This window comes from Streptomyces glomeratus, assembly GCF_021462825.1.
Classification (GTDB): Bacteria; Actinomycetota; Actinomycetes; order Streptomycetales; family Streptomycetaceae; genus Streptomyces; species Streptomyces glomeratus.
In genome coordinates this window covers 1-22,959 of the sequence record NZ_JAKEEB010000061.1, presented here as the reverse complement: position 1 = coordinate 22,959, position 22,959 = coordinate 1, and the positions used below count along the sequence as shown (strand labels likewise).

Below are 22,959 nucleotides of genomic sequence, written 5' to 3'. Positions count from 1 at the left end.
AGGCAGACTCATAGGCAGCGGCCGTTCTCTCGCACTTCGTTACTCAACATCTCGAAGCGTGAAGAACGGCCGCCTCGGCTGTCCCGGGAAGAACCGCAGATCAGCAGGTCGGGTGACCCCCGAGGTTAAACAACAAGCTGAAAGGCCGTTCGCGGAAAACCTGCACGTCACATGCGATGGAGTTTTCGTCACCTGCAGGCCCTTCCGAACGTCCCGTATGTCGCCGCTGACCGTCTGGCAGTGGAGCGCAGGGACCGTGTCATCGTTGGGACGTGTCGCAGTTGCGACACGTGAGGCCAGTGACATGTCCGGCTTCATCAGCGGATTCTTTCGGGCGGGTTGTGACTGCCAGCTGAACGAAAGGTGCTTCGCTGATGGCCTGGATCCGCCTGAAGGCGGCACTATCGACAGGATTACTGCTGGTTGCCGGAGGCTTGCCGGCCGCAGTCGCGGCGCGGACGGCATCTACCGGGAGCGCCGCTCATCTTGCCGCCGTGCCGGAGGCTCGCTTTGCCGCAGGTGCTCTCCGGAGTGAGATCGGGGACTGGCGCTATGGGGTCTGACGCTTCGTTGCCGCTCTGCGGCAGCAGTGTGGCTTCGATTCCAGCCGGGTTTTCCTCGGCGGCCACCAGCCCTACCCATGCCCGCACCGGTGTACTGAGGCACGGCAAATCGCCTGCTTCCCTACCTGCCCGTGCGGCCCCTGATGGCGTTGTGCAACCCGACGTGTGCCACGTCAGACGCAGCGATTGCTGTTCCAGCGAAGGGATCATCCTTGCCATCCATACCTGCCCGTAGACGGGCGTTGACGGCTGTCGGCGTTGCGCTGGCCGTATTGGCCGCGCAGCCGATGGTCTCCGCCTTGGCCGCGCCTAGGGCCGACACACCGGACCGGCCCTTGACCGGCATCGCCCTACATCAGCCGACCTCGCGCACCGTCACCCTGGTGACGGGTGACAAGGTCACGGTGAACACTGCTGCCGACGGCAGGGTCACCCGTTCCGTGCAGGGCGCGAACGGTGCACTCACCGGCTTCGTGACCTACAAGGTCGGCAAAGACACCTACGTGTACCCGAACAGCGCCCTTGCGTACATCGCTGCCGGGAAGCTGGACCGCGAGCTCTTCAACGTCACCCAACTGCTGGCAGACGGTTACGACGACGAGCACAGCAGCGGTCTGCCCCTGATCGTCACGTACACCGATGCCGCCGCCCGTGCGCGCACGCAGGCCGTGCCCGCCGGCGCCACCAAGGCCCGTACCTTGGACAGCATTCAGGGCGCGGCACTGTCAGAGTCGCGGTCGAAGGCCGACGACTTCTGGACCGCCCTCACCGGCGGGACCGCGTCGGCAACCGGTCGCAGCGCCGGAGCCAAGCGCCAGTTGCGGGGCGGGATCGCGAAGGTCTGGCTGGACGGGAAGGTCAAGGCCGACCTGGCCGACACCACCGCGCAGATCGGTGCTCCCCAGGTGTGGGCGAGCGGCGACACCGGCCAGGGTGTGGACGTAGCCGTGCTGGACACCGGCATCGACACCCAGCACCCCGACCTGGTCGGTCAGGTGAGTGCGACCGCGAGTTTCGTGCCCGACCAGAACATCGAGGACCACCTCGGTCACGGCACGCACGTCGCCTCGACCATCGCCGGCACGGGCGCCGCTTCGGACGGCAAGGAGAAGGGCGTCGCCCCCGGCGCGCGCCTGCACATCGGCAAGGTTTTGAGCAACGAGGGCAGCGGCCAGGAGTCGTGGATCATCGCGGGCATGCAGTGGGCCGCCCGCGACCAGCACGCCAAGATCGTCAGCATGAGCCTCGGCGGCGGGCCCAGCGACGGCCACGACCCGATGAGCGAGGCCGTCGACGAGCTCAGCGCCGAGACCGGTGCGCTGTTCACCATCGCGGCCGGCAACGCGGGCGAGCACACGGTCTCGACGCCCAGTGTCGCCGACGCCGCGCTGTCCGTCGGCGCCGTGGACGGCTCGGACCAGCTTGCCTACTTCTCCAGCACTGGGCCGAGGCAGGGCGATGCCGGCCTGAAGCCGGAACTGACCGCACCCGGCGTCGACGTGCTGGCGGCGCGCTCGCAGTACGCTGAGGACGGCGAGGGCTACTACCAGACGTTGAGCGGCACCTCGATGGCCACCCCGCATGTCGCCGGTGCCGCCGCGCTGCTCGCCCAGGCCCACCCGGACTGGACCGGGCAGCAGCTCAAGGACGCCCTGGTCAGCACCACCAAGGCGACGCCCCGGTACACGCCGTACCAGGGCGGCAGCGGCCGTCTGGATGTCGCCGCCGCCGTCAAGGGCACGGTGTTCGCCACCGGCAGCGTCTTCGGGGGCTACCGCGACGGCAAGGAGCCGGCCGGGGACAAGTCCGAGAAGGAGGTGACGTACACCAACACCGGGGACGCTCCGGTCACCCTCGACCTGGCGCTGCAGGCCCCCGGTGCGGCCGCCGGTGCGTTCTCGCTGTCGGCATCTCAGGTCACCGTCCCCGCGCACGGCAGCAGCAAGGTCACCCTCACCACCAGCTTCGACCTGGTGAAGGAAGACACCACGACCTCGGGGCAGATCCTCGCCACCGACGCGTCCGGCACGCTGCTGACCCACACCATCATCGGCGCCTACAAGCAGTCCCCGCGCTACACCCTCACGGTGGGCGGCAAGGACCGCAGCGGCCGCCCGATGGGCGGCGAGGTGTACGTGTTCAGCGACAAGGTCTTCCTGCCGCTGCAACTGGACGATTCGGGAACCGGCACGGTCAACCTGCCTGCGGGCAAGTACTTCGTGAGCCTGGAGAGCGATGTCCAGGGCACTCACGGGCCGCACTCCCTGGGCAAGGCCATCCTCACCGCTCCCGAGGTCGTCGTCGACCAGGACACCAAGGTGAACCTGGACGCTTCCCAGGCCAAGCAGGTCTCCGTCGTAACCCCGCAGGAAACCACGCCCGCCGAGACCCGCATCAACCTCTACCGCGGGTTCGACGGCGGAAGCTCGCTCACCATGGGCCGGTGGCCTGACGCCACCATGTACGACAGCGTCTGGATGCTGCCGACCAAGCCGGTCACCACGGGCGACTTCGAGTTCGGCGGCAACTGGCGCCTGACGGAGCCGGCCCTGAAAGTCGCGTCCCGTACGCGCGACTTTGACGACATGATCGTCCAGCGCGGACACATCCCCCTCAAGGAGGGCACGCGCGAGTACGAGGCCGTCTATGCCGGAGAGGGCGGCGCCGCCGACTACGTGGGGCTCGACGCCAGGGGCAAGGTCGTCGTGGTCCGGCGCAGCGATGCCGTCGATCAGGCCGAGCAGGCCGAGACGGCAGCCAAGGCCGGTGCCAGCGCGCTGCTCGTCGTCAACGACGGCTACGGACGTCTGGACCCGTGGAACGACAACCCCTGGTCCGCCACCGAGAACCCGGCTCCTTTGACTGTGGCCACGCTGACTGCGGACGAGGGCGACGGACTGATCGCCCAGATCAAGCAAGGCCGGACGGCGCTCCAGGTGACCTCCCACCCGACCACGGACTACCTCTATGACATCTCCCGCGACGAGACCGGCATCCCGGCGGACCTGACCTACCGGCCGCAGCGCCGTGACCTTGCGCGGGTCGATGTGTCCTTCCGCAACAACCGGCCCGCCAAGGGCATGGAGTTCCGCTCCGCCGTCTGGCTCGGCGACTACGGATACAACATGTTGCCCACCCCCACCCAGGACGAGCGCACCGACTGGGTCTCCAGCGACACGGACTGGGCCCAGAGCGCCTCGGTCAACCAGCAGCTTCAGATAAGCAGCGACTCCCTGACGCGGTACCCGGCCGGCACGACCTCCCACATGGAGTACTTCGGACCGATCCAGCGTCCTCGGATGAACGGCTACTACCGACCGGTGCGCCGGGGCAACGCGGTGTACGTGGAGGTCCCGGGCTGGGGCGACTCGGTTCCCGGACACGTCGGCACGACCTTCAACAATGCCGATGTCGAGAACAAGGTGAAGATGTACCAGGGCGACACCCTGCTCAGGGCCTCCGACACCGACACCCTGGGCAGCTACCGGTTCCCCCTCATCCTGGCTCCCGAGAAGACGCGGTACCGCCTGGTGTCGGAGAACGCCCGGGGCACCTGGGCCAACGACTACTCGACCACCACCCGGACCGAGTGGGGCTTCGACTCCCAGCAGGGTGCCTCCGGCGTCTTCGAAACGTTGCCGCTGATCCAGCTCGACTACACGGTCGAGGGCATGGACGCCTCCGGCAAGGCACACCGCCACACCGACATCACCGTCACTCCCTCGCACCTCCAGGGGGCGCCAAGCTCCGACACCATCAAAACGGTCAGCCTGGACGTCTCCTACGACGACGGCGTCACCTGGCACCACACCACCCTGACCCGTACCGCCCAGGGCTGGAACACCCAGCTGGACGCCCCCGCCCACGCGCGGTTCGTGACGCTGCGCACCAGCGCCGGCGACACCGAGGGCAACACCGTCACACAGAGCATCACCCGGGCCTTCGGCCTGAAGTAAGTACCCACCGGATCAGCCTCGGCTGACCGGCAGGGGGCGGGGGCCGCATCCGGCGGCCCCCGCCCCCTGCAGTCGTCGATGGCGGTGTACTGGTAGGAGCGCTTCTTCCGGCCGCTCTGGCCGAGCGCGGCCGGCCACGGCGCCGACCCGACGTCGTCGTGCTGCGGATTAGTCGGCATCAACCTCGACGAGGCCCGGCAGGCCGGGGTCGACGGCGCGCTCCTGGGCGGTGCCCTCGGCGCAGGGGGATCAGCGGTCCGCACCGCACGCAACGCGGGCGGCTGGACCGAACTGCTTGGTGGCGTCCGCATGCCCTCATTCGGCACCGAACTCGCGGTACCCGGCGGCACGCCGACCAGTCTCGAAGACCTCGGACTGCTCATCAAGGGCGACGGCGAGCCCAACGCCTGGCCGCGCAGCAAACGCAAGGGCCGCGTGAACCCCAAGTATCGCGCGGATCTGGCCGGCGACGAAGGAAAGGGAACCCCCAAGTCCTCTTCCCACACGCTGGAAAAGCACGTAAAGGTCACCACGCGTGACCTGCGCGCCCGACTACGAGTGGATACCGAGCGAGAAACCGTCTCACGCTACGTCGACGAGGCATCCGCGCAGAAAGCGACCGACGGCGTGGTGCTGAAGCACCAGAAGGAGATCGACGCCTGGCTCGCCAAGAACAAGAGCAGGAAGCTCGAGCTGGAAGCCCACTTCGACCAGCCCACCGGCCTGAGCCTGTCGCGCGCGAACTACGTCCACGGTTACCCCCCGGAGTGGGTCAAGGGTGCCAGAGTGATCCTCAAGCGCGATCCATCGGCCGAGATGGGCTACCGCGTCCTGACCTCCTATCCCGTCCCCTAGAGCCAGACAGGTCTGACAGCAACGATGACACCGGTGGACGACCGCTTCCACGAACTGCGCCGGCTCCTTCGCGCCTACGAGCAGCCCGGCTACGCCTTCGACGACACGGTGGAGACATCGGGCGTCGCCCTGAGCGCGTACCTGCGGATGGCCGCCTTCTCCCCGGAGCGCGTGGTGGCTGCCGCGCGGGAGATCCAGGACCTTCTCACAGTGGGCCTGTTCAGCGACGAGGTCGCCGACGACGTCGAGCTGCTCCCCCACATCAATCCACCACAGGGCGGCAGCGTGGAGGAATGCCTGCGCGTCATCCTGCAGCACCTGGAGCGTTTCCTGGCCTCCCCGCCACCGCCCCGGGCATCGGTCCGGCCCGAGATCGCTTGGGAGTGGCGCGAGCGATTCCCGGCACTCGCCCATTTCCTGGGCGCGTACTTCTACCAGGACAGCCTCAAGCTCGAGTACGAGTCACACGAGGAAGCAGTGGACAACTACCTCGTCGGCGAACCGACCGAGGACATCAGGAAAACCGCCTCCGAAATCGGTGAGATCCTGGCTCTGAACGCTACGGCAGACGAACTTGCCGAAGCAGCAGCGGTTCTCGGCCTCAGCGAGCCCCCTCCCGCGGGCGCGTCCCTGCGCCAGTGGCTCGTCGACATCCAGGGCGTTCTCATGCACCACCTTCGGGACAGCGCGTCGTGACGGGGCCCCTGTTGTATCGCGCCCTGGAGGTGGCTTGGGCATCGCTGACCTGACGGGCGGTTGCGATGCGGGGTTCGGGGCTCCCCGGAAGGCGTTCGCAGCCACGGGCTGCGGCGCGCGTTTCGTTGCGTGGGACGAGCTGGTTGTGGTGCAGACACCGGCGTGCGCCTGAGTCGGAGATCCTCTGGCAGTAGGTGGCGACTTTGTCGAGGATCTCGTCGGCGGTCTTCGTCCAGGCGAAGGGTCTGGGATGTTCGTTCCAATCGGCGAGCCAGGCTTGGATGTCGCGTTCGAGGGCTTGGACGGAGCGGTGGATGCCACGGCGGGGCCTCTTCGCGGTCAGTTCGCCGAACCTCGCTCCACCAGGTTCAGCCACGATGAGCCGGTGGGCGTGAAGTGCAGGCGGAAGCGGGGATGCGCCAGCAGCCACTTCTCCAAGCCCGCCTGATCGCTGAGCAGTGGTTGGAGGCCGGACCTGCCGGGGTCCGGCTTCCACGATCACAGCGTGTGCTGGGTCCAGTTCTGTGACCGGAACGTTGTGCTGTACATATCGCTCATTTTGGTCAGTGCGTCGGTGCCGCGGAGGAGACACCCTTGTGCCTGCCGTTGCTCGTTGATGCCCGATGACCCGTGCCCGCCACCGGTCGTGCGCTCGACTGTGGCGGGCTGCTGTTCCACGTCCACCAACTCGCGCAGCTTCTTATGGGGCTGCGGGTTGGTGGAGTAGGCGCCGGTGCCGATCATGCCCCGGGTCAGCGGGCTCCTGCCGATCCTTCGTCGTCGCCGTCAGCGAGGCGGTGTCATACCCGGCAGCTGTCGGTGTGGGTGACGTCGCGGAAGTCGGCGATGAGGGGAGTGGCCATGGATTCCCGGTAGACGACGACGGCGCGGCCGTAGGGCCAGGTGGTGTCCTGGCCGAAGTCCTGTTGCGCTTCGGCGCAGCTGGCGAACATAAGGCTACGGACGTCGTCTGTCCAGTTCGCGTCGTCGTGGTAGTCCTGTCCTTCGGGAAAGGTGCCAGGCCCGAAGGTGACGAACATGGTCTGTGCTTGAGGGTTGAAGGTGACGACTACGTCGCCGCCCATGTACTGCTGTCCATTGAAGAATGAGGCTGTGTCGTTGACCAGTCGCTGGGCGGCGGCTTTCTCCGCTGGGGTCGCGGGCACACGGGCGGCGACCCATTCGTCGACGGTGGGCTGGGCGCTGTCGTTGCGGGTGTAGGCGGGGGAGGGAGCGATCGCACGCTGCGGGGTCGGCGACGCGAGCGGTATGGCGGAGGAAGATGCCGCGGGGGTGCCGGTGCGGCTGGGGGAGTGCCCGGGCGCAGCGGGGGGTGCACTGTCCACGGCCGGGGGCCGGCTGCTCGAGGCGGAGGTGTGGTTCTGGGCGGTGTCTGAGGAATGGGAGGCGGCCACGGCACCGCCGAGGCTGCCGAGGACGGCAGCGGCTGCACCGACTGCCAGATACAGCCGGGCGCGGCTGGGGCGGCGGGGCGGGGCAGGCCAGGTGGGATCGTCTTGGGGCGGCAAGTCCCAGTGCAGGCTGACGAGATCGGATATCAGCGTGGGCGGCTGCTGGCCGGTGGGGGAGAGGACGGCTGTTGCCTGCTCCGCCAGCAACTCGGTGCAGCTCCGTGCGAGTTCGGCGGCAGTCGGCCGGTCGGAGGGCTCCTTGGACAGGGCCTTTTCAATCAGGGGACGAAGGTCGGCCGGTAGGCCGTCCAGGTCCGCATCGGCTGATATGACGCGGAAGGCCACCGCGTCGGGAGCGCCGGTGCCGAAGGGGAGACGGCCGGTTGCGGCGTAGGCGGTGAGGGCACCCCAGGCGAACACGTCTCCTTCCGGGCCCACTGCGCCCGTTCGGTAGTGCTCGGGGCTGATCCAGCCCGGCGTGCCCGTCATCACTCCGGTGCGGGTCACGGAGGTGCCGTCCAGGGCGTGGGCGATGCCGAAGTCCAGCATCTGCGGCCCAGAGGGGGCCAGGATGAGGTTTTGTGGTTTGACGTCCCGGTGGACGATGCCGGCGTCGTGTATCGCGGTGAGTGCGGCTGCGGTGCCGGCCGCCATCGCATACAGACGAGCCCCGACCAGGGGACCACTGGTGGTCACATGCCGGTCCAGGGTGGGGCCGGGGACGAAGTTGGTGGCCAGCCATGGAGTGGGGCCGTCGATGTCGGCATCCCGGACCGGGACCAGGCACGGGCCCACCACCCGCCGGGAGAGCTGTACCTCCCGCCGGAAGCGGGCGCGGAATTCCTCGTCTGCAGCCTGCGCCGGATGCACGACCTTGACAGCCATCCGCTCGCCAGCAGCACCGAGTGCGGCGTACACCGTGCCCATGCCGCCTGCCCCGAGCCGCCCCACCACGCGGTACGGGCCTACGTGCACCGGATCGCCCTGCTGCACCGGCTGAATACGGCTGGACACCACAGCTCCCCCCTGCTGATCAACGGCATACATCAGCCGCAGCGGTGAGCAATGGTAACGGCCGTCTTCTTCCACGATGCCGGGGTTGCCAGACCGGGCATCGCGCGGGGAACCGGCAGCAGGCGCACGCGGCGACCACGCACCGTTGCACCCCTGTTTGTGGCCATACCTCATGCTCCGTGCGTGACGGAGGGGTACGCGGCAGGCTGCGGGCTTGACAGACTTCGAGTGCCTGAGCTGGTGTGCAGTGGAGTTTGGCGTCCCCCAGGCCGCGCGGCATGCTGATCCGGCACGCTGGGCCCGCGCGGGGCATGGCAGCGGGGCTGGGAGGATCACGTTGATCGTCTGGGTGAACGGTGCCTTTGGCAGCGGGAAGACCACGCTGGTGGATGAGTTGCGTCCGCGCTGGCCCGAGGCGCTCGTCTATGACCCGGAGATGGTCGGCTATGTCCTGCGGGAGATCGTGGAGGTGCCGACCGGTGATTTCCAGGATCTCAGGCTGTGGCGGCGGGAGGTTGCCAGCTTGGCGGTGGGTCTGGTGGAGGAGTACCACCGCCCCCTTCTGATCCCCATGACCCTGGTCGACCCCGGGTATGCCGGTGAGATCTTCGGCGTGCTGAAGGACGCGGGCATCGAAGTTCACCACTTCTTCCTCAAGGTCCCCCGAGAGGTCCTGGAGAAGCGGATCGACGGCCGGAGCGTCACCCCGGATAGCCCCGAGCAGGACGAGCGGGTCCGGCGCTGGTGCAAGGCCAGGGTCGAACGGTGCATGGCCGCGGCCGACACCCTGCCCAGCGACACCGTGGTCCTGGACGGCGAGCTGACGCCGCAGGAGTTGGCCGACCAGGTACTGGCTCGGTTTCGAGCCGGTGGGCCATCCGGCGCCTGATGGGCGTGCTGGCCTGGTCAAACGTCGTTGTGCTGGAGTACGGCTGCCTCGACGCCTCGAGGAGTTGGCCTCCGACCACCTCAGACCAGACAGTCTCATTCTCGAGCGGTGTGAGTGCAGGGCGATGACAGTAGCCGCGGCGTCGACCTCGTCTTGAAGCAGCCGCTTCAGGCAGTTTTCCTTCAGTCGACGCCGGAGGCGAGTGATCTCCTCGGTCAGGCTCTGGGCGTGCCTGCTCGCAGTGCTTTGGCTGGCCCGGTCGTGCCAGTCAGCGAGTACCGCGGTTGCCCGATTCATCGTCGCTCGGATCACGCCTGCCTCGCGTCAGAGGTTCTGCTTGGTCAGCTTGTCGTCGGTGCGGATGGGCAGATCCGTGAGACGTGCGTCTCGCCCGGGTACGGGACGGCGCGTGCCACCAGCTCCGCCACCGGCCGCAGGACCCGAACGCCCACTCCAGCGAGGTGAGGAGCGGCTGACCAAGAGGGCGTGGAGCAGCGGTTGCGGGAGCTGCCGGAGATCGAGGACTGCTGGTTCATCGCCGGTAACGACTCGTACGTGCTCAAGGTCCGCTTCTCGGACGTCGACGGGCCCTGGAGAAGACCATTCGGCGGCTCAGCGGGACCAAGGGCGTCTCCCGGACGCGGACCACGATCGTGCTCTTCAACGAAGTGGGAGACCCGGGTGGGCGAGCTGCCCGAGGAATGCGGTTTACTTTCTTTGCTTGGTCGTTCACATCGACTCGTAGCGAGGAAACCGACATGGCCGACGGAACCGCACCCACTGACAGCCCCGCGACCCTCTACGGTCCGGTCTCCCTCGTGCTCGGTGTGGTCGCCGCCGTCACCGCCGCGCTGTCCGGCTTCCTCGGCATCGCGATCCCGCTGCTGGCCGGCGCCCTCGCCGTCACCTTCGGTCTGCTCGGCCTCGCCCGCAGGCTGAACCGGGGACTCAGCGCGGTCGGCGTGGCGACGGGGTCGCTGGGCGTGCTCTATCCGGTGTTCGTTGTCGTGCTGCTCGTCTGACCTCTCTTTCGGGCAGTGTCCCCAAGTGCACTGCACGTAGAGTCACTTACGCCTCTAAGGTGAAGGCGGGCCGCCCTGTTGCCGCGGCTGCGCAGCTCGCGCGGATGACGGCAGGATGAGCCCTTGGGCGGGACCGTTGCCGTTCAGCGGTCGGCTCGCTGCTGACGGCCCGGGAGACGTCCGGCCTCTTTGCCGTGGGGACGAAACCAGCTCCAGCTCTTCAGCCACGCGAGACGGTCCCGCACGGCATCGGCCGACGCGCCCAGAAGGCGTCGCGCATGCGGACCGGGCAAGCATCCTGGGCCTGAAGAGTGCGCCTGGTAGACGGTGGCGTTGAGCTCGTCGAGCCCATGGCCGGTGAGCCTGGGACCGGGCCCCCGCTTGGTTCAGCGTGGCCGTCTACGGGTTCTGCGTGCGGGAGACAGGCTTTCTGGGCTTGGTCAGCGTGGGCCTGCGCTGTGCGGTGCGGGCGGCGAGCAGTGTGTCGGCGGCTGCGGGCATGCCCTCGTCCCGGAGGATGTCGGCGAGGCCGGTGACTTCCCAGGCGGGTGCCTTCCGTGCGACGTGGCGGAGGAGTGCGTCGAGGTGGTGGTCGCGTCCGGCTGTGATGAGGGCGCGGGCCAGGTCGGGCACGACGTCTTCGAGGGGCTGGTGTCCGGCTTCGTGGGTGAGGAGCGCTGGGATGTCGTCGGGCTGGTCCCAGGCGTGCAGGAGTTCGGTGACCAGCGGCTGGGCGTCCTGGTGGGTGAGGGGCAGTCGTACGGTGAACCGGGCGCCTTGCTGGTCTTGTTGACTGGGGGTGAGGGTGAGGGTGCCGTGGTGGAGTGTGGTGATGCGGCGGGCGATGGCCAGGCCGAGGCCGGTGCCCCCGGCGTCTCGTGTGCGGGCGTCGTCGAGCCGACTGAAGCGTTCGAAGATCGTCTCTTGGTGTTCGGGTGGGATGGGCGGGCCGTCGTTGGCCACGTCGAGTGCGGCTTGTCGGTGTTCGTGGTCCAGGGTGAGCGTGACGGTGATCTTGGTGGCCGCGTGGCGTTCGGCGTTGTCGAGGAGGTTGGCCAGGACGCGGGTGAGAAGGCCTCGGTGGCCGGTCACGGTTGCGGATTCGTCGGGCGCGGTGACGACGAGGCTCAGGTGATCGGGCACGTTACGGCGGGAGACGGCGTCGCGGATCAGGTCGGGCAGGTCGACTTGCTGGGTCGGGAGGGTTTTCTTGTGTGAGCCTTGGGTGTCGAGGCGGGCCAGGAGCAGCAGGTTCGTCGTGATCTCCTGGAGATGAAGGGTGTCGTGCAGGGCGTCACGGGCGGCGTCGGGCCAGTGAGCTGACCCGGCGGGGGCGAGCGCGAGTTCGAGTTCGGCGCGCAGGCAGGCGAGTGGGGTGCGCAGTTCGTGGGCGACGTCGGAGGTGAACTGCCGTTGCCGGGCAGCGGCCGCATCGATGCGGTCCAGGGCGCTGTTCATCGTCGCCACCAGTTGTGTGAACTCCCGGCCGCCGTGCGGTGTCGGTATGCGCTGGTCGAGGCGGCTCAGGCTCAGCGCGGCGAACTGCGTCCGGATCCCGTCCACCGGTTTCAGGGCGCGGCCGATGACGAGCCATGCCCCGCCGGCCGTCAGCAGGGTGAGCCCCAGCGTGCCGCCGGCCAGCCACCACACCGTGGTGTTCAGCCGCTCCTGATCCATCCATTCGTCGGAAAGTTCGATGGGGCCGAAGCCGTCGGCCGGGATCAACCGCACGGGCGTTGCGTCGGCCGGGTCGGTCCACGGCCACAGGGACAGGCGTTCGCCGCGGATCAGGGGGACCGTGTCACGCGGAGCGGCGTCCCAATGACGGGGGATGTCCGTGCATGAATAGCCGGCGCGGCCACCAAGCACGCACTCCTGCAGGGACATGTCCTGCTTGCTGCCGTCGCTGGCCCGCTCGAATGCCGAGGCGAGTAGGGAGCTACGCACCGCGACGGCCGAGGCAGAGGCGAGCAGAGTCAGCAGGACGGCGGCGACAGCGGTCGCGGCCAGTGTCAGCCGCAGCCGCACGCTGCCCGCTCGCACGCCGCGCTCACTTCGCTCGACCCGGCGGATCCTCAGCATGCGCTGTGCGGAGCAACGTCGAGCCGGTAGCCGATTCCCCGGACGGTGCGGATGGATCGCCGTCCGAAGGGGGTGTCGATTTTGCGGCGCAGGGCGCTGACGTAGACCTCCACCACGTTGACGTCTCCGTCGAACCGGTCGTCCCAGACGTGTTCGAGGATCTCGGTCTTCGTGACGGTCTGCCCGCCGCGTCGCGCCAGGTACTCCAGGACCGAGAACTCCCGTGCCGTGAGGGCCACCGGCACCGTGCCGCGACGGCAGTGCCGGGCCGCGGGATCCACTTCCAGATCGCCGACGCGCAGCACGGCGGGGCGTTGCGGCTGTCCGCGCCGCATCAGCGCCCGCAGCCGGGCCAGGAGCGTCACGAACGAGAACGGCTTGGTGACGTAGTCGTCCGCCCCGACGTCCAGCCCTTCTGCCTCGTCGTACTCCCCGTCCATCGCGGTCAGCATCAGCACCGGTGCCCAGATGCCCGCCTCACGCAGCCGGCCGCACACTCCGTATCCGTTCAACCCCGGCAGCATCACGTCCAGCACGATCGCGTCATACGGACTCTCGCCCGCCCGCTCGACTGCTGACGGGCCGTCGTGCACGACGTCCACCGCCCATCCCTCACCGGCCAGGCCGCGCCGAAGCAGCTCCGCCATCCGCCGGTCGTCCTCAACCACCAGTACGCGCATGCCTCCAGCATGAAGGAGGCCGCCTGTGGCGAACCTGAAGGACCGTCCGCGAGCCCGGAGTTGACGCCTGGGCCTTTCAGGAATCTTCAGCTTCCCCACAGCCCGTCGCTGCCACCGTCGTCTTGCGTACACGGGGCGCACCTGACCGTGCGGGGGGCGGCCAGGTTCACCCGTACCCATCACGACCAGGCCGAAGGCGAAGTGGGGAAGGCGACAACCACTCGACGATCACGCCCGTGTGACCTGCAACGCGGCCATTGATCACAGTGGCCGAACCGAGTGTCCATTCAATTCCGCGGCCGCTGAACTCGATACCGCAAGCCCTTCCGGCACCACCAGGGCGCTCATCCCTGAAACGCCCGTACACCGCGGGAGGGCAGTGACGAAGAAAGGGAAGACGTGAACGCACGTAACCGCATCGCACTGGCGGCAGCGACCGCTGCGACAGCGGCCGCTTCGGCCCTTGCCGCTCCGGCTGCCCAGGCGGAACCGGCCCAGCCGGCTCGATGCACCGCCGGTATCGATCAGCCGGGGGCCGGGGGTGGCCGGGCGTCCACCTACGGCTGGAACACATGCCACTCCGCCGCATGGACGACGCTGACGCTGTACCGGTACAGCGGCGGGAAGTACCGCGAAGTCGCATCCAAGGGCCCGTACTGGGGCAAGTTCGGCGGCAAGACCGTCTCCGCCAAGTGCTCAGGAGGCGGGCACTGGTACGTGGCGAAGCTGGGTCAGCAATACATCAATGGACAGGTGCGGTCCATCTGGTCGCGTGCCTCCTGGCTCGGCTCCTGCTAGAACGCGTCGCTCTATCGATCAGGTTGAGCATGCGTGACTCGGCAGCGAGCCGCGCCCCCGGGCCCGGTGCTCCGATCGAGTGGACTCCCAGGACGCCCGGCGATCGATGGTGCACCCCACTATCCGCCGCCGCCTCGGTGGATCCGGCGCGGTCACCGGCACGCTGCGCATGCCCTGGAGGGAAGAGCACGCGGCAGGCGCCTTCTTCGGCCAGCGCCGTGCGCTGTGCCTGCGACCTTTCGCTGTCGCCATTGACCAGGCCGGCAAAACCGGCTGCCCATGCAATGCCGAGCCCGCTGAACTCGGCCACATGCCGCCGCAGCGGCGCCGCTGCCCGGAGCAACCGCAGCCCCACCGGCAGGTGGGCGCCGCCGCCCCGCTCGGACCGAGCTGCGAACAGCCGGTCCGTCCTGCGCGATTGCGCATCAAGACACGATCACCCACGAAAGGAAGACAGATGACCTCACCGCAGAACCACGATGCAGCCAGCACGGTACGCACGGTGCGAAGGAAGAGGGTTCTTCGCGCCGCCTCGATCGCCGCGATCGGGCTGGCGGTCATGGCGGGCGCGACCACGACCACGTCCGCCGCGAGCAAATACAGCAACTGCAGCAGCCGGGGCGGAATCCTGTCGATCGGCACGGAGTACAACTTCGCCAGCCAGAACACCGTCTGGGTCACCAACGCCAGCTTCACCATCGAACGCAACGGCGGCCACCACAACAACGTCTACCTGCGGGTCCGCAAGAGCGACGGCACGGATGTGTGGGCGTGGACGAGCAAGGACAACGTGCGAGGAGGCCAGACCAAGACCAGGACAGTGCACAAGCGCGTCGCGCGGAGCCACAGGCCGTACCTGAAGGGCCATGCGACCTTCGACGTGACAGGACCGGATCCCTCGTGCGCCGCCTACATCAAGTACTAGCGGCGATGCCGTTCGCCCGCGGCCGGCACGCGCCGGCCGCGGGCGGGCGCAAGCCTGGGAATGCACGGGCCAAGACGGTGCTCGGCGGCATCGTGCTGCTGTGCCTCATCGCCATGGCCGTCTCATGGGGCGGGGCGCTCACCCACAGCTCGCCCCGGAAGGAAGGCGGCCCGGAGACTGCCTTCGCCGCACCGGTGATCCTGGATGCGGACCGCTATGGGGCCCTCGTACTGGATCCCCGTTCAGCAACGGTGGTGGGAGTCGACGAACACGGTACGGTGCGCTGGAGGGACCGGAACCTGGCCGGGTCGGCCGAGGTCTCGTGCCTGAGGCGCTGTCCGGACGCGGTCGGCTCGGGATCCGCTGAGGACACCGGGCGTTCATCGACCACCTGGCGGATCGGCTCGGTGCGACGCGTACAGGCCGCAGCCGGGCTGGTGCTCTGGGCCGACGCGCCGTCGGACGCCATCGTCGCCCGCACGGCCCCAGGCGGTACCCAGGTCCTGGAGATCCGTCGCTCCGACAGGTCCCAGAAGTACCCGCTCGCCGGGAGGGACCCCCAGCTGTTCACCGCCCGGGACCGGTCACTCGCTGTCCTTCTCACCTTTGAGGGCCAACAAGCGCAATACCGGGTCCTCACCCGCGGACCTGCGGGATGGACCGTCTCCAAACCGAGCCATACCGCCGCCACCAGCGCCTGTCTGGCTGGGCAGCGAGCCCCCATAGTCCTGTACGACGCGAACCGCGCCTGGCTGGCGCCCCCCGGGCGCAGCGCCCTTCGAGCCCTGCCGGCGGCCCACGTCGGCCGGTGCTCGCTCACCACAGACAGCATCCTGGTACAGCGCTTCACTGACGACACGGTCCACGGTCCACAGACCGCAACGCGGTTGCTCGACACCTCTGGCCACATCAAGTGGCAACGCGCTGACCCTGGACTGCACCCAGCCAACGCGGATCTGGATACCGGCTCCATCGCGCTACCCACCGACGCCAGCGTGCTCATCCTGAGCCAAGCAGGAGGAATCGTGCACCGCATCCCGGGAGCAGTGGACGCACAGTTCACGTCCGCTGGATGCCTCGTACTCCTGGATTCCCGCCTGCGGGTTTCCCGACAGTGCCGGCACACGGGCGCACCCCACAGCCCTGACGGGCGGCGCGACAACCGGCCGTAGCCCTGGCTCGTGGCGCAACGTGCGTCACCCGGGGAGGGCAGAGCCGCGCACGCAGGAACACGGAGGCGGTTGTTCGTCCACGCGTGTTCGGCACCGTCAACGAACACTTAAGCGAAAGGAAGGCCGATGACCTCACAACAAAACCACCACCAAGTGGCCGCGGTGCGAAGGAAGAGGATGCTTCGCGCGGCCTCGATCGCCGCGATCGGGCTGGCGGTCATGGCGGGCGCGACCACGACCACGTCCGCCGCGAGCAAGTACAGCAGCTGCAGCAGCCGGGGCGGAATCCTGTCCATCGGTACGGAATACAACCTGGCCAGCCAGAACACCATCTGGGTCACCAATGCCAGCTTCACCATCGAACGCAACGGCGGCCACCACAACAACGTCTACCTGGCGGTCCGCAAAAGCGACGGCAGGGATGTGTGGGCGTGGCCGAGCAAGGACAACGTGCGAGGGGGCCAGACCAAGACCGAGAAGGTGCACAAGCGCATCCCGCGCAGCTACAGGCCGTACCTGAAGGGCCATGCGACCTTCGACGTGTTAGGACCGGATCCCTCGTGCGCCGCCTACATCAAGTACTAGCGGCCAGGCCGCCCGCCCGCGGCCGGCGCATGCCGGGCAGCATCGGACCATAGGGCCAAGCCTCGGCCCCCTGCCAGGGCCCGGGGCTTCGCCCCATCGATCCGGGAACCGCCCCTGGCGGCCGAATAGCAAGCGGTCCGCGCACCAGACCCGCCCGTCCGGCCGCGGCAGCACCAGCAGCCGCAGGGCATACGCCTTCTGCCGCGGCTGCCGCACCCCAAAGGGGCGTTGGCCCTCGCCACACCGGGGCCGACCGCCGCCATCCGTTGATCTTGCGTGGGTATCCCCGGCTTCAGCCGGGGAGGGAAACGCATCCTCGGCCCGGAGGCGCGCAGCGCCGGAGTGCGCTCCGCCTCCGTTGTGACGGTCAGACGGGCCGCTTCTGGCCCTCGATGTACTGCCGGATGACGGTCAGCGGTGCACCACCGCAGGAACCCGCGAAGTAGGAGCGGGACCAGAACACCGACCCCATCCCGATGCGGTTGATCCGGCCGGTGTACTCGGCCCGGAGGTACCGGGAGCTGACGCCCTTGAGGCTGTTGATCAGCTTCGACAGGGCGACTTTCGGCGGGTAGTGCACGAGCAGGTGTACGTGATCGGCTTCGCCGTTGAACTCCCGTAGCTCCACCTCGAACTTGCCGCACACCTCCCGCATGATCTCTTCGCACCGCTTCAGCAAGGCGTCATCGAAGACGCCTCGCCGGTACTTGGTGACAAACACCAAATGAGCGTGGAGGTCGTAGGCGACGTGCCATCCCATGCAAGTGTGTCAGGATTTGGGATCCAGCGTGGCGACATACACCAAGCGTAGTATGATCGCCAAGGCTGACCGAAAAGGGGGTGGGCCGGATGATCCGTGCGTACAAGTTCCTTATGCGGCCCACCGTGGGCCAGCAAGGCGCACTCGCCGAGATGCTGCATGATCACTGCTCCCTCTACAATGCCGCGCTCCAGGAGCGCCGTGACGCCTACCGGCACGTCTCGAAGACGACGATCCGGTACGGGCAGCAGTCCGCGCAGCTCAAGGACATCCGAGCGTTCGATCCGGAGCGTCAGGGCCGTTGGTCGTTCTCGTCGCAGCAGGCGACGCTTCGCCGGTTGGACAAGGCGTTCGCCGCGTTCTTCCGCCGCATCAAGGCCGGAGACAAGCCGGGCTATCCACGTTTCCGGCCGGGAAAGCGGTTCGACACGGTGGAGTTCCCGAAGGACGGGGACGGCTGCCGGTGGGACTCCACACCGCACGACCCCGTGACCCGTGTCCGTTTTCAGGGCGTCGGGCACGTCAAGGTGCACCAGCACCGGCCCGTGGTGGGCAAGGTCAAGACGGTCTCGGTGAAGCGCGAAGGCAATCGCTGGTACGTCATCCTGACCGCCGAGCAGGCAGCCCCTGAGCCGCTTCCGGCGACGGGCAGCGTAGCCGGCATCGACATGGGCATAGTCAACTTCCTTGCCGACTCAAACGGTGGCTTCGTGCCCAACCCCCGACACGGCCGGAGAGGCGCCGCAAAGCTCGAAGCCGCACAGCAAGCGCTCAGCCGCTGCAAGCGCGGCTCGAAGCGCCGTCACAAGGCCGTGGAGAAGGCGGCCCGGCTTCACCGCAAGGTTCGCCGACAGCGCCTGGACCACGCGCACAAGACCGCGCTTGACCTCGTACGCAAACACGACTTCATCGCGCACGAAGACCTCAAGATCCGCAACATGAGCAAGGCCCCGGCCCCGAAGCCGGACCCCGACCAGCCGGGCAGCTTCCTGCCCAACGGGGCGGCCGCGAAGGCCGGGCTGAACCGGTCGATCAACGATGCCGGATGGGGGGTGTTCCTCCAGATCCTCACCGCCAAGGCAGAGTGCGCCGGACGGGAAGTGATGGCCGTGGACCCCCGCAACACCTCCCGACGGTGCCCCAAATGCGGGCACATCGCCAAGGAGAACCGGCCCGCACAGGAGAAGTTCCACTGCGTCGCCTGCGGCCACAACGCGCACGCGGACACGGTGGGCGCTGTCAATGTCCTACGGGCCGGGCTGGTCCGTCGCGAAGCCGCACCGGCATAGCGAGAAGCCCCCTCATTCATGAGGGGGAGGAGTCACATCGATCTCGTGGGTGGCACCGCTGATGTTGGCCTTGTGCAACTCGTCCGGCGCGAAGTCGAAGAAGAACCCGTCCTCGCCAACCTCGGGGTCATCCTCAACGGCGTCCTGGTAGTCGCCCCAGCTCTCCCGCAGGTGCTGCACCGTAGGAAGGACCAGCGGGTCAGGAAGGATCGGGGCGGCGCTGTACTGGCTTCCTGCGGAATAGCACTCGCTCAGCGCCGGACAGTCCCCAGCGAACCACGCACCGCCGACCTGACGGAAACAAGCATCGAGGGCCGGGGGCACGGAGCCGATCTCGGCCCGAAGAAGATCGAGATCCTTCAGATCCTCAGCCGTGACCGGTTCTCGGATGGGCATGACAGGCACGAGTCCGAGGTCGGTCAGTTGCTCCGCGAGACGGTCCACATGGCGTGCCACCCGCTGCATCGTCGCGAACGCCACAGCTCGGCAGTCCTCGTCGAGCGCGTCTGGAACGGAGCCAAGACGGCGCAGGTCCGCCCAGACTCCGTCATGGTCACCACTGATGTATCGCTGCGTAAAGGAGGTCACCGAGGCACCCTCCCCAACATCAGCATCCGCACGCAAGGCCTGACCGCCTGCGGCATCCCCCACGTCCGTGCCTCGCAGCTCAACTCATTCTGAAACGATCAGTAAGGCGCCCGCCTGCCCGTTTGCTGGAGGCGAGCGTCGTGAGGTTCTCGTCATGACCGCGCCATCTGGCCCTGCCTGTGAGTTGTGAGGCCCACATCCCATGCGGCTCTATGAGAAATGTGTCGGGCACGTTGGTGGTGGCTCTCCCTGGTTAGCCTCATACGTGGTGTTCTGAATGTTCGACGCTTCCTACGCCGATCCCCATTCGGATCGCCAGAGCCGCCTCGGGTCTTTGACTCTCCCGAGGCGGCTCGCTGCTGGGTCTGCTGGTGGGAGAGGGATATCAGGACCGTCAGACGGCAACAGAGGCGAGCAGCCGACGGCCTCTTCTAGCGTTCTGCTCGCGTGACGTTGCCTGTCCGCGTCACGGAACTCGTGCCAGAACACGCTTCACCCTGTCGCAAACACCGCCATCAGAGTGGAAACAAGCGAAACGAGTCTGTCGTTCATTCGTAGACCTGCGGAGCTGGGGCAATGTTGTGATCAAGCGTTTGGTGACTGCTTGGTATAGGCGGGCACCGAGCCCGGCAGGGGCGCGCTTGGATTCCTCAGATCGGAGAACTTCATGAGTCCTGACCCAAGGAAGAGGTCCTCTCTGAGCCCGCTTCCGCGAAGCAGCCGGCTGGTCGGAAGTGCCGCGGCCTCTCTCGTTCTTGCGCTGGCGGGTATGGCGGGTCCTGCGCTTGCCGCAACGGACACGCATGGTGCCGACAAGAGCATGATGCGGTCTGGTTCCGACAACTGCCGCCAGGCAGTGGCCGGTGACGGGCATGGAGGCACGTGCGGGCATGGCTTGACTGTTTCGATTTCGACGGTCGGCGTGACTGGCGGGGACGTCAACCCGTCGTTCACCGGGTCGTGTCCCACCGGGGCCATTCCGCTCGGGGCCAACCTGACCGTTAATGGCACGCCCGTCGCGGTGAGTATTACCTCCGTGACTGGCAACACCGCGACCATCACTGTAAACGGAACCGTCCCGGGGACGGGTGCGCTGGTCGGCACGCTGACGCTTGTCTGCGCGGCCACCACGTAATCGATCGGTTCGCGCTCTGGCCCGGCGACGGATCATCTCGTCACCGGGCCGAGTCATAGGGCAGGGCTTTTGGAAAAGGAGCCACGGGCATAGGGAACGCCCACCTGGCGGCGTTTGGCGTTTGAGCCCAAGGCTGGCCCTTTTCGGGGATGGGGCGGTTCTGGCTTCGTCTTGCGCTTGCGCGCGGCACGCCGGGCTGGAGGTGGCCACCGTCGGCCGGTTTTCGGGGCTGGGCAAGTGCACGGGGGACGGGGCCCAACGAACCATGTTGCCGACCCGACCACCGGTGTGACCATCTCAGGTGACGACCCTGTGTCGGCCCGATCGGCCACCCCAGGGGCCAGCCGGGCGGCGCGGCCCCGGACGCTGTGAACCCGCCTCCAAGGCTGGACTTCGACCGAATCACCCACCGTCGAAGCCCCGACTGCCGACGCGTTGCATGAAGCCGACAACACGCTCCGCCCCTGCACCGCGGCGGCCGACGATCCTGGCACGATGCTCATCATGCAGCCGCTGCCGACACCCTGCCCCGCCGATCTGATCCCCGAAGTCACGAGCATGGACGTCTGCAACGCCGCGCACAGAGCAGCCAAGGAGCAGGGTGCCGTATGGGTTGCCATCGAGCGCCAAGCCGAAAAGTGGACGGTCAAGGCAGACGCGCTCACCGCCCCCCAGCACTCCATCGACACCACGGTGCACGACGCCATCCGCGCAGCGGTCGTCCGCCTGATCCACTCCCGCGAGATTCGCCCCGACTCCTCATGCGGACCGGTCTACTTCGTCCTGTACGACCTGGCGAGCGAGCACCGGGCCCGCGAGCTGGCCGCCGCGCTTCACGCGGCCCTGTACGGAGACCTCGGCCCGCTGACCCAAGCCGTACCCGACACCTCCGCCTGACCAGCGACTGACCGGGGCGAAGCAACCAGGGGCCGTGCAGGTCGTCCGCGGCCCGCTGGACGGCTTCCTCCCACGACCGTCGTCGCCGCCCCCCTGCGGCGAGTCTCATACTGGTGCTGGAGCGGTGCGGTACGCCCGTCCCGATGTCGACGCGTTCGCTGCGCACGTCGCCGCAACTGACCGCACGACGGCCCCCGGACTGCTGGGCGTGGAGTCGGGGGCCATCACACGAGTGCCGCGGGGGACGTGCACGTGTCCCCCGGTACAACGCGACCGCCCCGCGAAGGTCACGCGCACGCGAGAAACGTCAGGTGACTGCACAAGCACGCGGATGAGCTACCCACCGATGAGCCTTTGACCCGATGCGGTGAGTACGCGATCTTGGCCGTTGCGTGCTCGCGGCGCGGTCGTTGAGGTGGACGAGGCTCAGCCTCTCTCCTGATGGCGGCCGCACCTGCGCAACGGGTGCGGCCGTCACCGCGTTGGAGTCCTGAGTCCTTCGGATGGATCACAGCCGTGGTGTTGGTTCAGCAGGGTGATCGTTGGGTTCCGGCAGGAGGGCAGGATGAGTCACTGGGTGTATGAGTTCTTGGGTTGTCCCGACACCGGGGACTACCAGCAGATCATGGACGAGGCGGAACCGGGCGACGTCGTGTTCCGGGAACGCCCGGACGGCCTCGGCATCCTGGACGGATTCGTGCGCGAGAGCGTCGACGACGTGATGATGGTGGCCCGCTTCAGGTGGGTGGCCAGCGGGGATCCGTCGACGGTGGCGCCAGCCGTGACGGAGGCGGCCGTAGGGCTTCCGCCGTCGGCCGGCGAAGCAGGCGGACCGTGAGCAGCAACGGCGGGCCGGACGATAGCGGTGAGGAAGGGCCCCATCCGGAGCTGTGTGACTTCTGCGGAGCGGTGATCCCTGGCGGAACAGTCGAGTGGCTGGCGCTGGTGCGGGACTCCTCCGCGATCCACGCGGTTGATCCGAGGCTCAATGGCAAGAGGATGCTGGTCGGGTGCTCGCGCGAGCACCTGGCGCGGCTGGTCGAACAGTACAAGTGCCGGCCGTTCGTCGCCGCTGAGCTGTGGGCCGGGAAGATCATGCGAGCGTTGCAGCGGCACCCCGAAGGGATCAGCGAGGAAGATCTGGCCGCCGAGACCGGCCTGAGCGCGGAGCAGGTTCAACGCGCAGTGATGTGGCACAACATCGAGGCCCGCCGCTGGCTTGAGCAGTACGGCCAGAACGAGGACGACGGGCACGATGGCAGCCAATAGTCGAAGCGCAGCCGGCCGCGAGATCTTGAAGCTCTGCGGGAGTGGTGCCGAAGCTCAGGAGTTGGTACTGGCGAAGCCGGATGAGCTGGCGATTTGGAACGGCCGTAGCAGCCTGGTGGTCACAAACGAGGCGCCCGGCTTGCCACAGTGCTCATTTGGCAGCTTTCTGCCACCAGAGACGATGTGACTCCTCCCCCTCGTGAACGAGGGGGCTTCTCGCTATGCCGGTGCGGCGTCGCGATGGACCAGCCCGGCCCGTAGAACGTTCAGGGCGCCCACCGTGTCCGCGTGTGCCTGGTGGCCGCACGAAACGCAGTGGAACTTCTCCTGGGTGGGCCGGTTCTCCGCTGAGACATGCCCGCATTCAGGGCA

At 67.8% G+C, this 22,959-nt stretch carries 20 protein-coding genes and 2 pseudogenes; 14 read left to right on the top strand and 8 right to left on the bottom strand.

The window, feature by feature from the left end; all coding sequences use genetic code 11:
- Positions 1-946 precede the first annotated feature (946 nt).
- The 3 genes from LZ604_RS34255 to LZ604_RS34245 all read left to right on the top strand — a co-directional run bounded on the left by LZ604_RS34255 (position 947) and on the right by LZ604_RS34245 (position 6,070).
- Positions 947-4,519: a S8 family serine peptidase gene (locus LZ604_RS34255; protein ID WP_234520032.1), complete on the top strand. Its 3,573-nt coding sequence runs from the start codon at positions 947-949 to the stop codon at positions 4,517-4,519.
- Between the two features lie 309 nt (positions 4,520-4,828).
- Positions 4,829-5,374 (top strand): RNase A-like domain-containing protein, encoded by a 546-nt coding sequence (locus LZ604_RS34250; RefSeq protein WP_234520029.1) that lies wholly within the window; start codon positions 4,829-4,831, stop codon positions 5,372-5,374.
- Between the two features lie 24 nt (positions 5,375-5,398).
- The gene (locus tag LZ604_RS34245) at positions 5,399-6,070 is read left to right on the top strand and encodes a contact-dependent growth inhibition system immunity protein (protein ID WP_234520027.1); all 672 of its coding nucleotides are present in this window, start codon (positions 5,399-5,401) and stop codon (positions 6,068-6,070) included.
- A 196-nt stretch (positions 6,071-6,266) separates the two neighbouring features.
- Here the strand turns inward: LZ604_RS34245 and LZ604_RS34240 are convergent.
- From LZ604_RS34240 to LZ604_RS34230, 3 genes and pseudogenes are all read right to left on the bottom strand, one after another.
- A pseudogene (locus LZ604_RS34240) lies at positions 6,267-6,508 on the bottom strand (IS630 family transposase); the annotation flags it as partial.
- Between the two features lie 60 nt (positions 6,509-6,568).
- Complete coding sequence (locus tag LZ604_RS34235) at positions 6,569-6,814, bottom strand: hypothetical protein (RefSeq protein ID WP_234520025.1); 246 nt, start codon at positions 6,812-6,814, stop codon at positions 6,569-6,571.
- A gap of 56 nt (positions 6,815-6,870) precedes the next feature.
- Positions 6,871-8,496, bottom strand: a complete 1,626-nt coding sequence (locus LZ604_RS34230) for a serine/threonine protein kinase (RefSeq protein ID WP_234520023.1) — start codon at positions 8,494-8,496, stop codon at positions 6,871-6,873.
- A 337-nt stretch (positions 8,497-8,833) separates the two neighbouring features.
- Here LZ604_RS34230 and LZ604_RS34225 point away from each other — a divergent pair, with 337 nt between their 5' ends.
- The 3 genes and pseudogenes from LZ604_RS34225 to LZ604_RS34215 all read left to right on the top strand — a co-directional run bounded on the left by LZ604_RS34225 (position 8,834) and on the right by LZ604_RS34215 (position 10,407).
- Positions 8,834-9,385: an AAA family ATPase gene (locus LZ604_RS34225; RefSeq protein WP_234520035.1), complete on the top strand. Its 552-nt coding sequence runs from the start codon at positions 8,834-8,836 to the stop codon at positions 9,383-9,385.
- 468 nt (positions 9,386-9,853) lie between these two features.
- Positions 9,854-10,087: pseudogene (locus LZ604_RS34220) on the top strand (Lrp/AsnC ligand binding domain-containing protein); the annotation flags it as partial.
- 56 nt (positions 10,088-10,143) lie between these two features.
- The gene (locus tag LZ604_RS34215; RefSeq protein WP_234520021.1) at positions 10,144-10,407 is read left to right on the top strand and encodes a hypothetical protein; all 264 of its coding nucleotides are present in this window, start codon (positions 10,144-10,146) and stop codon (positions 10,405-10,407) included.
- A 399-nt stretch (positions 10,408-10,806) separates the two neighbouring features.
- Here LZ604_RS34215 and LZ604_RS34210 read toward each other — a convergent pair whose 3' ends face one another.
- On the bottom strand, positions 10,807-12,450 hold the full coding sequence (locus LZ604_RS34210; protein ID WP_234520020.1) for a sensor histidine kinase: 1,644 nt from the start codon (positions 12,448-12,450) through the stop codon (positions 10,807-10,809).
- A 32-nt stretch (positions 12,451-12,482) separates the two neighbouring features.
- Positions 12,483-13,169, bottom strand: a complete 687-nt coding sequence (locus tag LZ604_RS34205) for a response regulator transcription factor (RefSeq protein ID WP_234520017.1) — start codon at positions 13,167-13,169, stop codon at positions 12,483-12,485.
- Between the two features lie 399 nt (positions 13,170-13,568).
- Here LZ604_RS34205 and LZ604_RS34200 point away from each other — a divergent pair, with 399 nt between their 5' ends.
- From LZ604_RS34200 to LZ604_RS34185, 4 genes are all read left to right on the top strand, one after another.
- Positions 13,569-13,967, top strand: coding sequence for a hypothetical protein (locus tag LZ604_RS34200; RefSeq protein WP_234520016.1), 399 nt, complete (start codon positions 13,569-13,571; stop codon positions 13,965-13,967).
- Between the two features lie 79 nt (positions 13,968-14,046).
- Positions 14,047-14,892 carry a hypothetical protein gene (locus LZ604_RS34195; protein WP_234520015.1) on the top strand — a complete coding sequence of 282 codons (846 nt, stop codon included), beginning with the start codon at positions 14,047-14,049 and terminating at the stop codon, positions 14,890-14,892.
- 5 nt (positions 14,893-14,897) lie between these two features.
- Positions 14,898-16,064, top strand: coding sequence for a hypothetical protein (locus LZ604_RS34190; RefSeq protein WP_234520014.1), 1,167 nt, complete (start codon positions 14,898-14,900; stop codon positions 16,062-16,064).
- A 126-nt stretch (positions 16,065-16,190) separates the two neighbouring features.
- Positions 16,191-16,649, top strand: coding sequence for a hypothetical protein (locus LZ604_RS34185; protein ID WP_234520013.1), 459 nt, complete (start codon positions 16,191-16,193; stop codon positions 16,647-16,649).
- Positions 16,650-17,016: 367 nt separating this feature from the next.
- Here the strand turns inward: LZ604_RS34185 and tnpA are convergent, their stop codons facing one another.
- Positions 17,017-17,409 carry an IS200/IS605 family transposase gene (gene tnpA / locus LZ604_RS34180; protein WP_234520012.1) on the bottom strand — a complete coding sequence of 131 codons (393 nt, stop codon included), beginning with the start codon at positions 17,407-17,409 and terminating at the stop codon, positions 17,017-17,019.
- Positions 17,410-17,498: 89 nt separating this feature from the next.
- Between tnpA and LZ604_RS34175 the strand changes: the two genes are divergently transcribed.
- Positions 17,499-18,698, top strand: a complete 1,200-nt coding sequence (locus tag LZ604_RS34175; RefSeq protein WP_234520011.1) for an RNA-guided endonuclease InsQ/TnpB family protein — start codon at positions 17,499-17,501, stop codon at positions 18,696-18,698.
- 12 nt (positions 18,699-18,710) lie between these two features.
- On the opposite strand, the gene LZ604_RS34170 is transcribed toward LZ604_RS34175, so the two are convergent.
- The gene (locus LZ604_RS34170) at positions 18,711-19,286 is read right to left on the bottom strand and encodes a hypothetical protein (protein WP_234520010.1); all 576 of its coding nucleotides are present in this window, start codon (positions 19,284-19,286) and stop codon (positions 18,711-18,713) included.
- Between the two features lie 1,630 nt (positions 19,287-20,916).
- Between LZ604_RS34170 and LZ604_RS34165 the strand changes: the two genes are divergently transcribed.
- The 3 genes from LZ604_RS34165 to LZ604_RS34155 all read left to right on the top strand — a co-directional run bounded on the left by LZ604_RS34165 (position 20,917) and on the right by LZ604_RS34155 (position 22,587).
- Positions 20,917-21,318: a hypothetical protein gene (locus LZ604_RS34165; protein ID WP_234520008.1), complete on the top strand. Its 402-nt coding sequence runs from the start codon at positions 20,917-20,919 to the stop codon at positions 21,316-21,318.
- A 565-nt stretch (positions 21,319-21,883) separates the two neighbouring features.
- Positions 21,884-22,156, top strand: a complete 273-nt coding sequence (locus tag LZ604_RS34160; protein ID WP_234520006.1) for a hypothetical protein — start codon at positions 21,884-21,886, stop codon at positions 22,154-22,156.
- Positions 22,153-22,587, top strand: coding sequence for an AsnC family protein (locus LZ604_RS34155; protein ID WP_234520004.1), 435 nt, complete (start codon positions 22,153-22,155; stop codon positions 22,585-22,587). The genes LZ604_RS34160 and LZ604_RS34155 overlap by 4 nt, the downstream gene beginning before the upstream one ends.
- Before the next feature lie 219 nt (positions 22,588-22,806).
- Here LZ604_RS34155 and LZ604_RS34150 read toward each other — a convergent pair.
- Positions 22,807-22,959, bottom strand: a 153-nt coding sequence (locus LZ604_RS34150; RefSeq protein WP_234520034.1) for a zinc ribbon domain-containing protein, incomplete at its 5' end; no start/stop codon positions are given.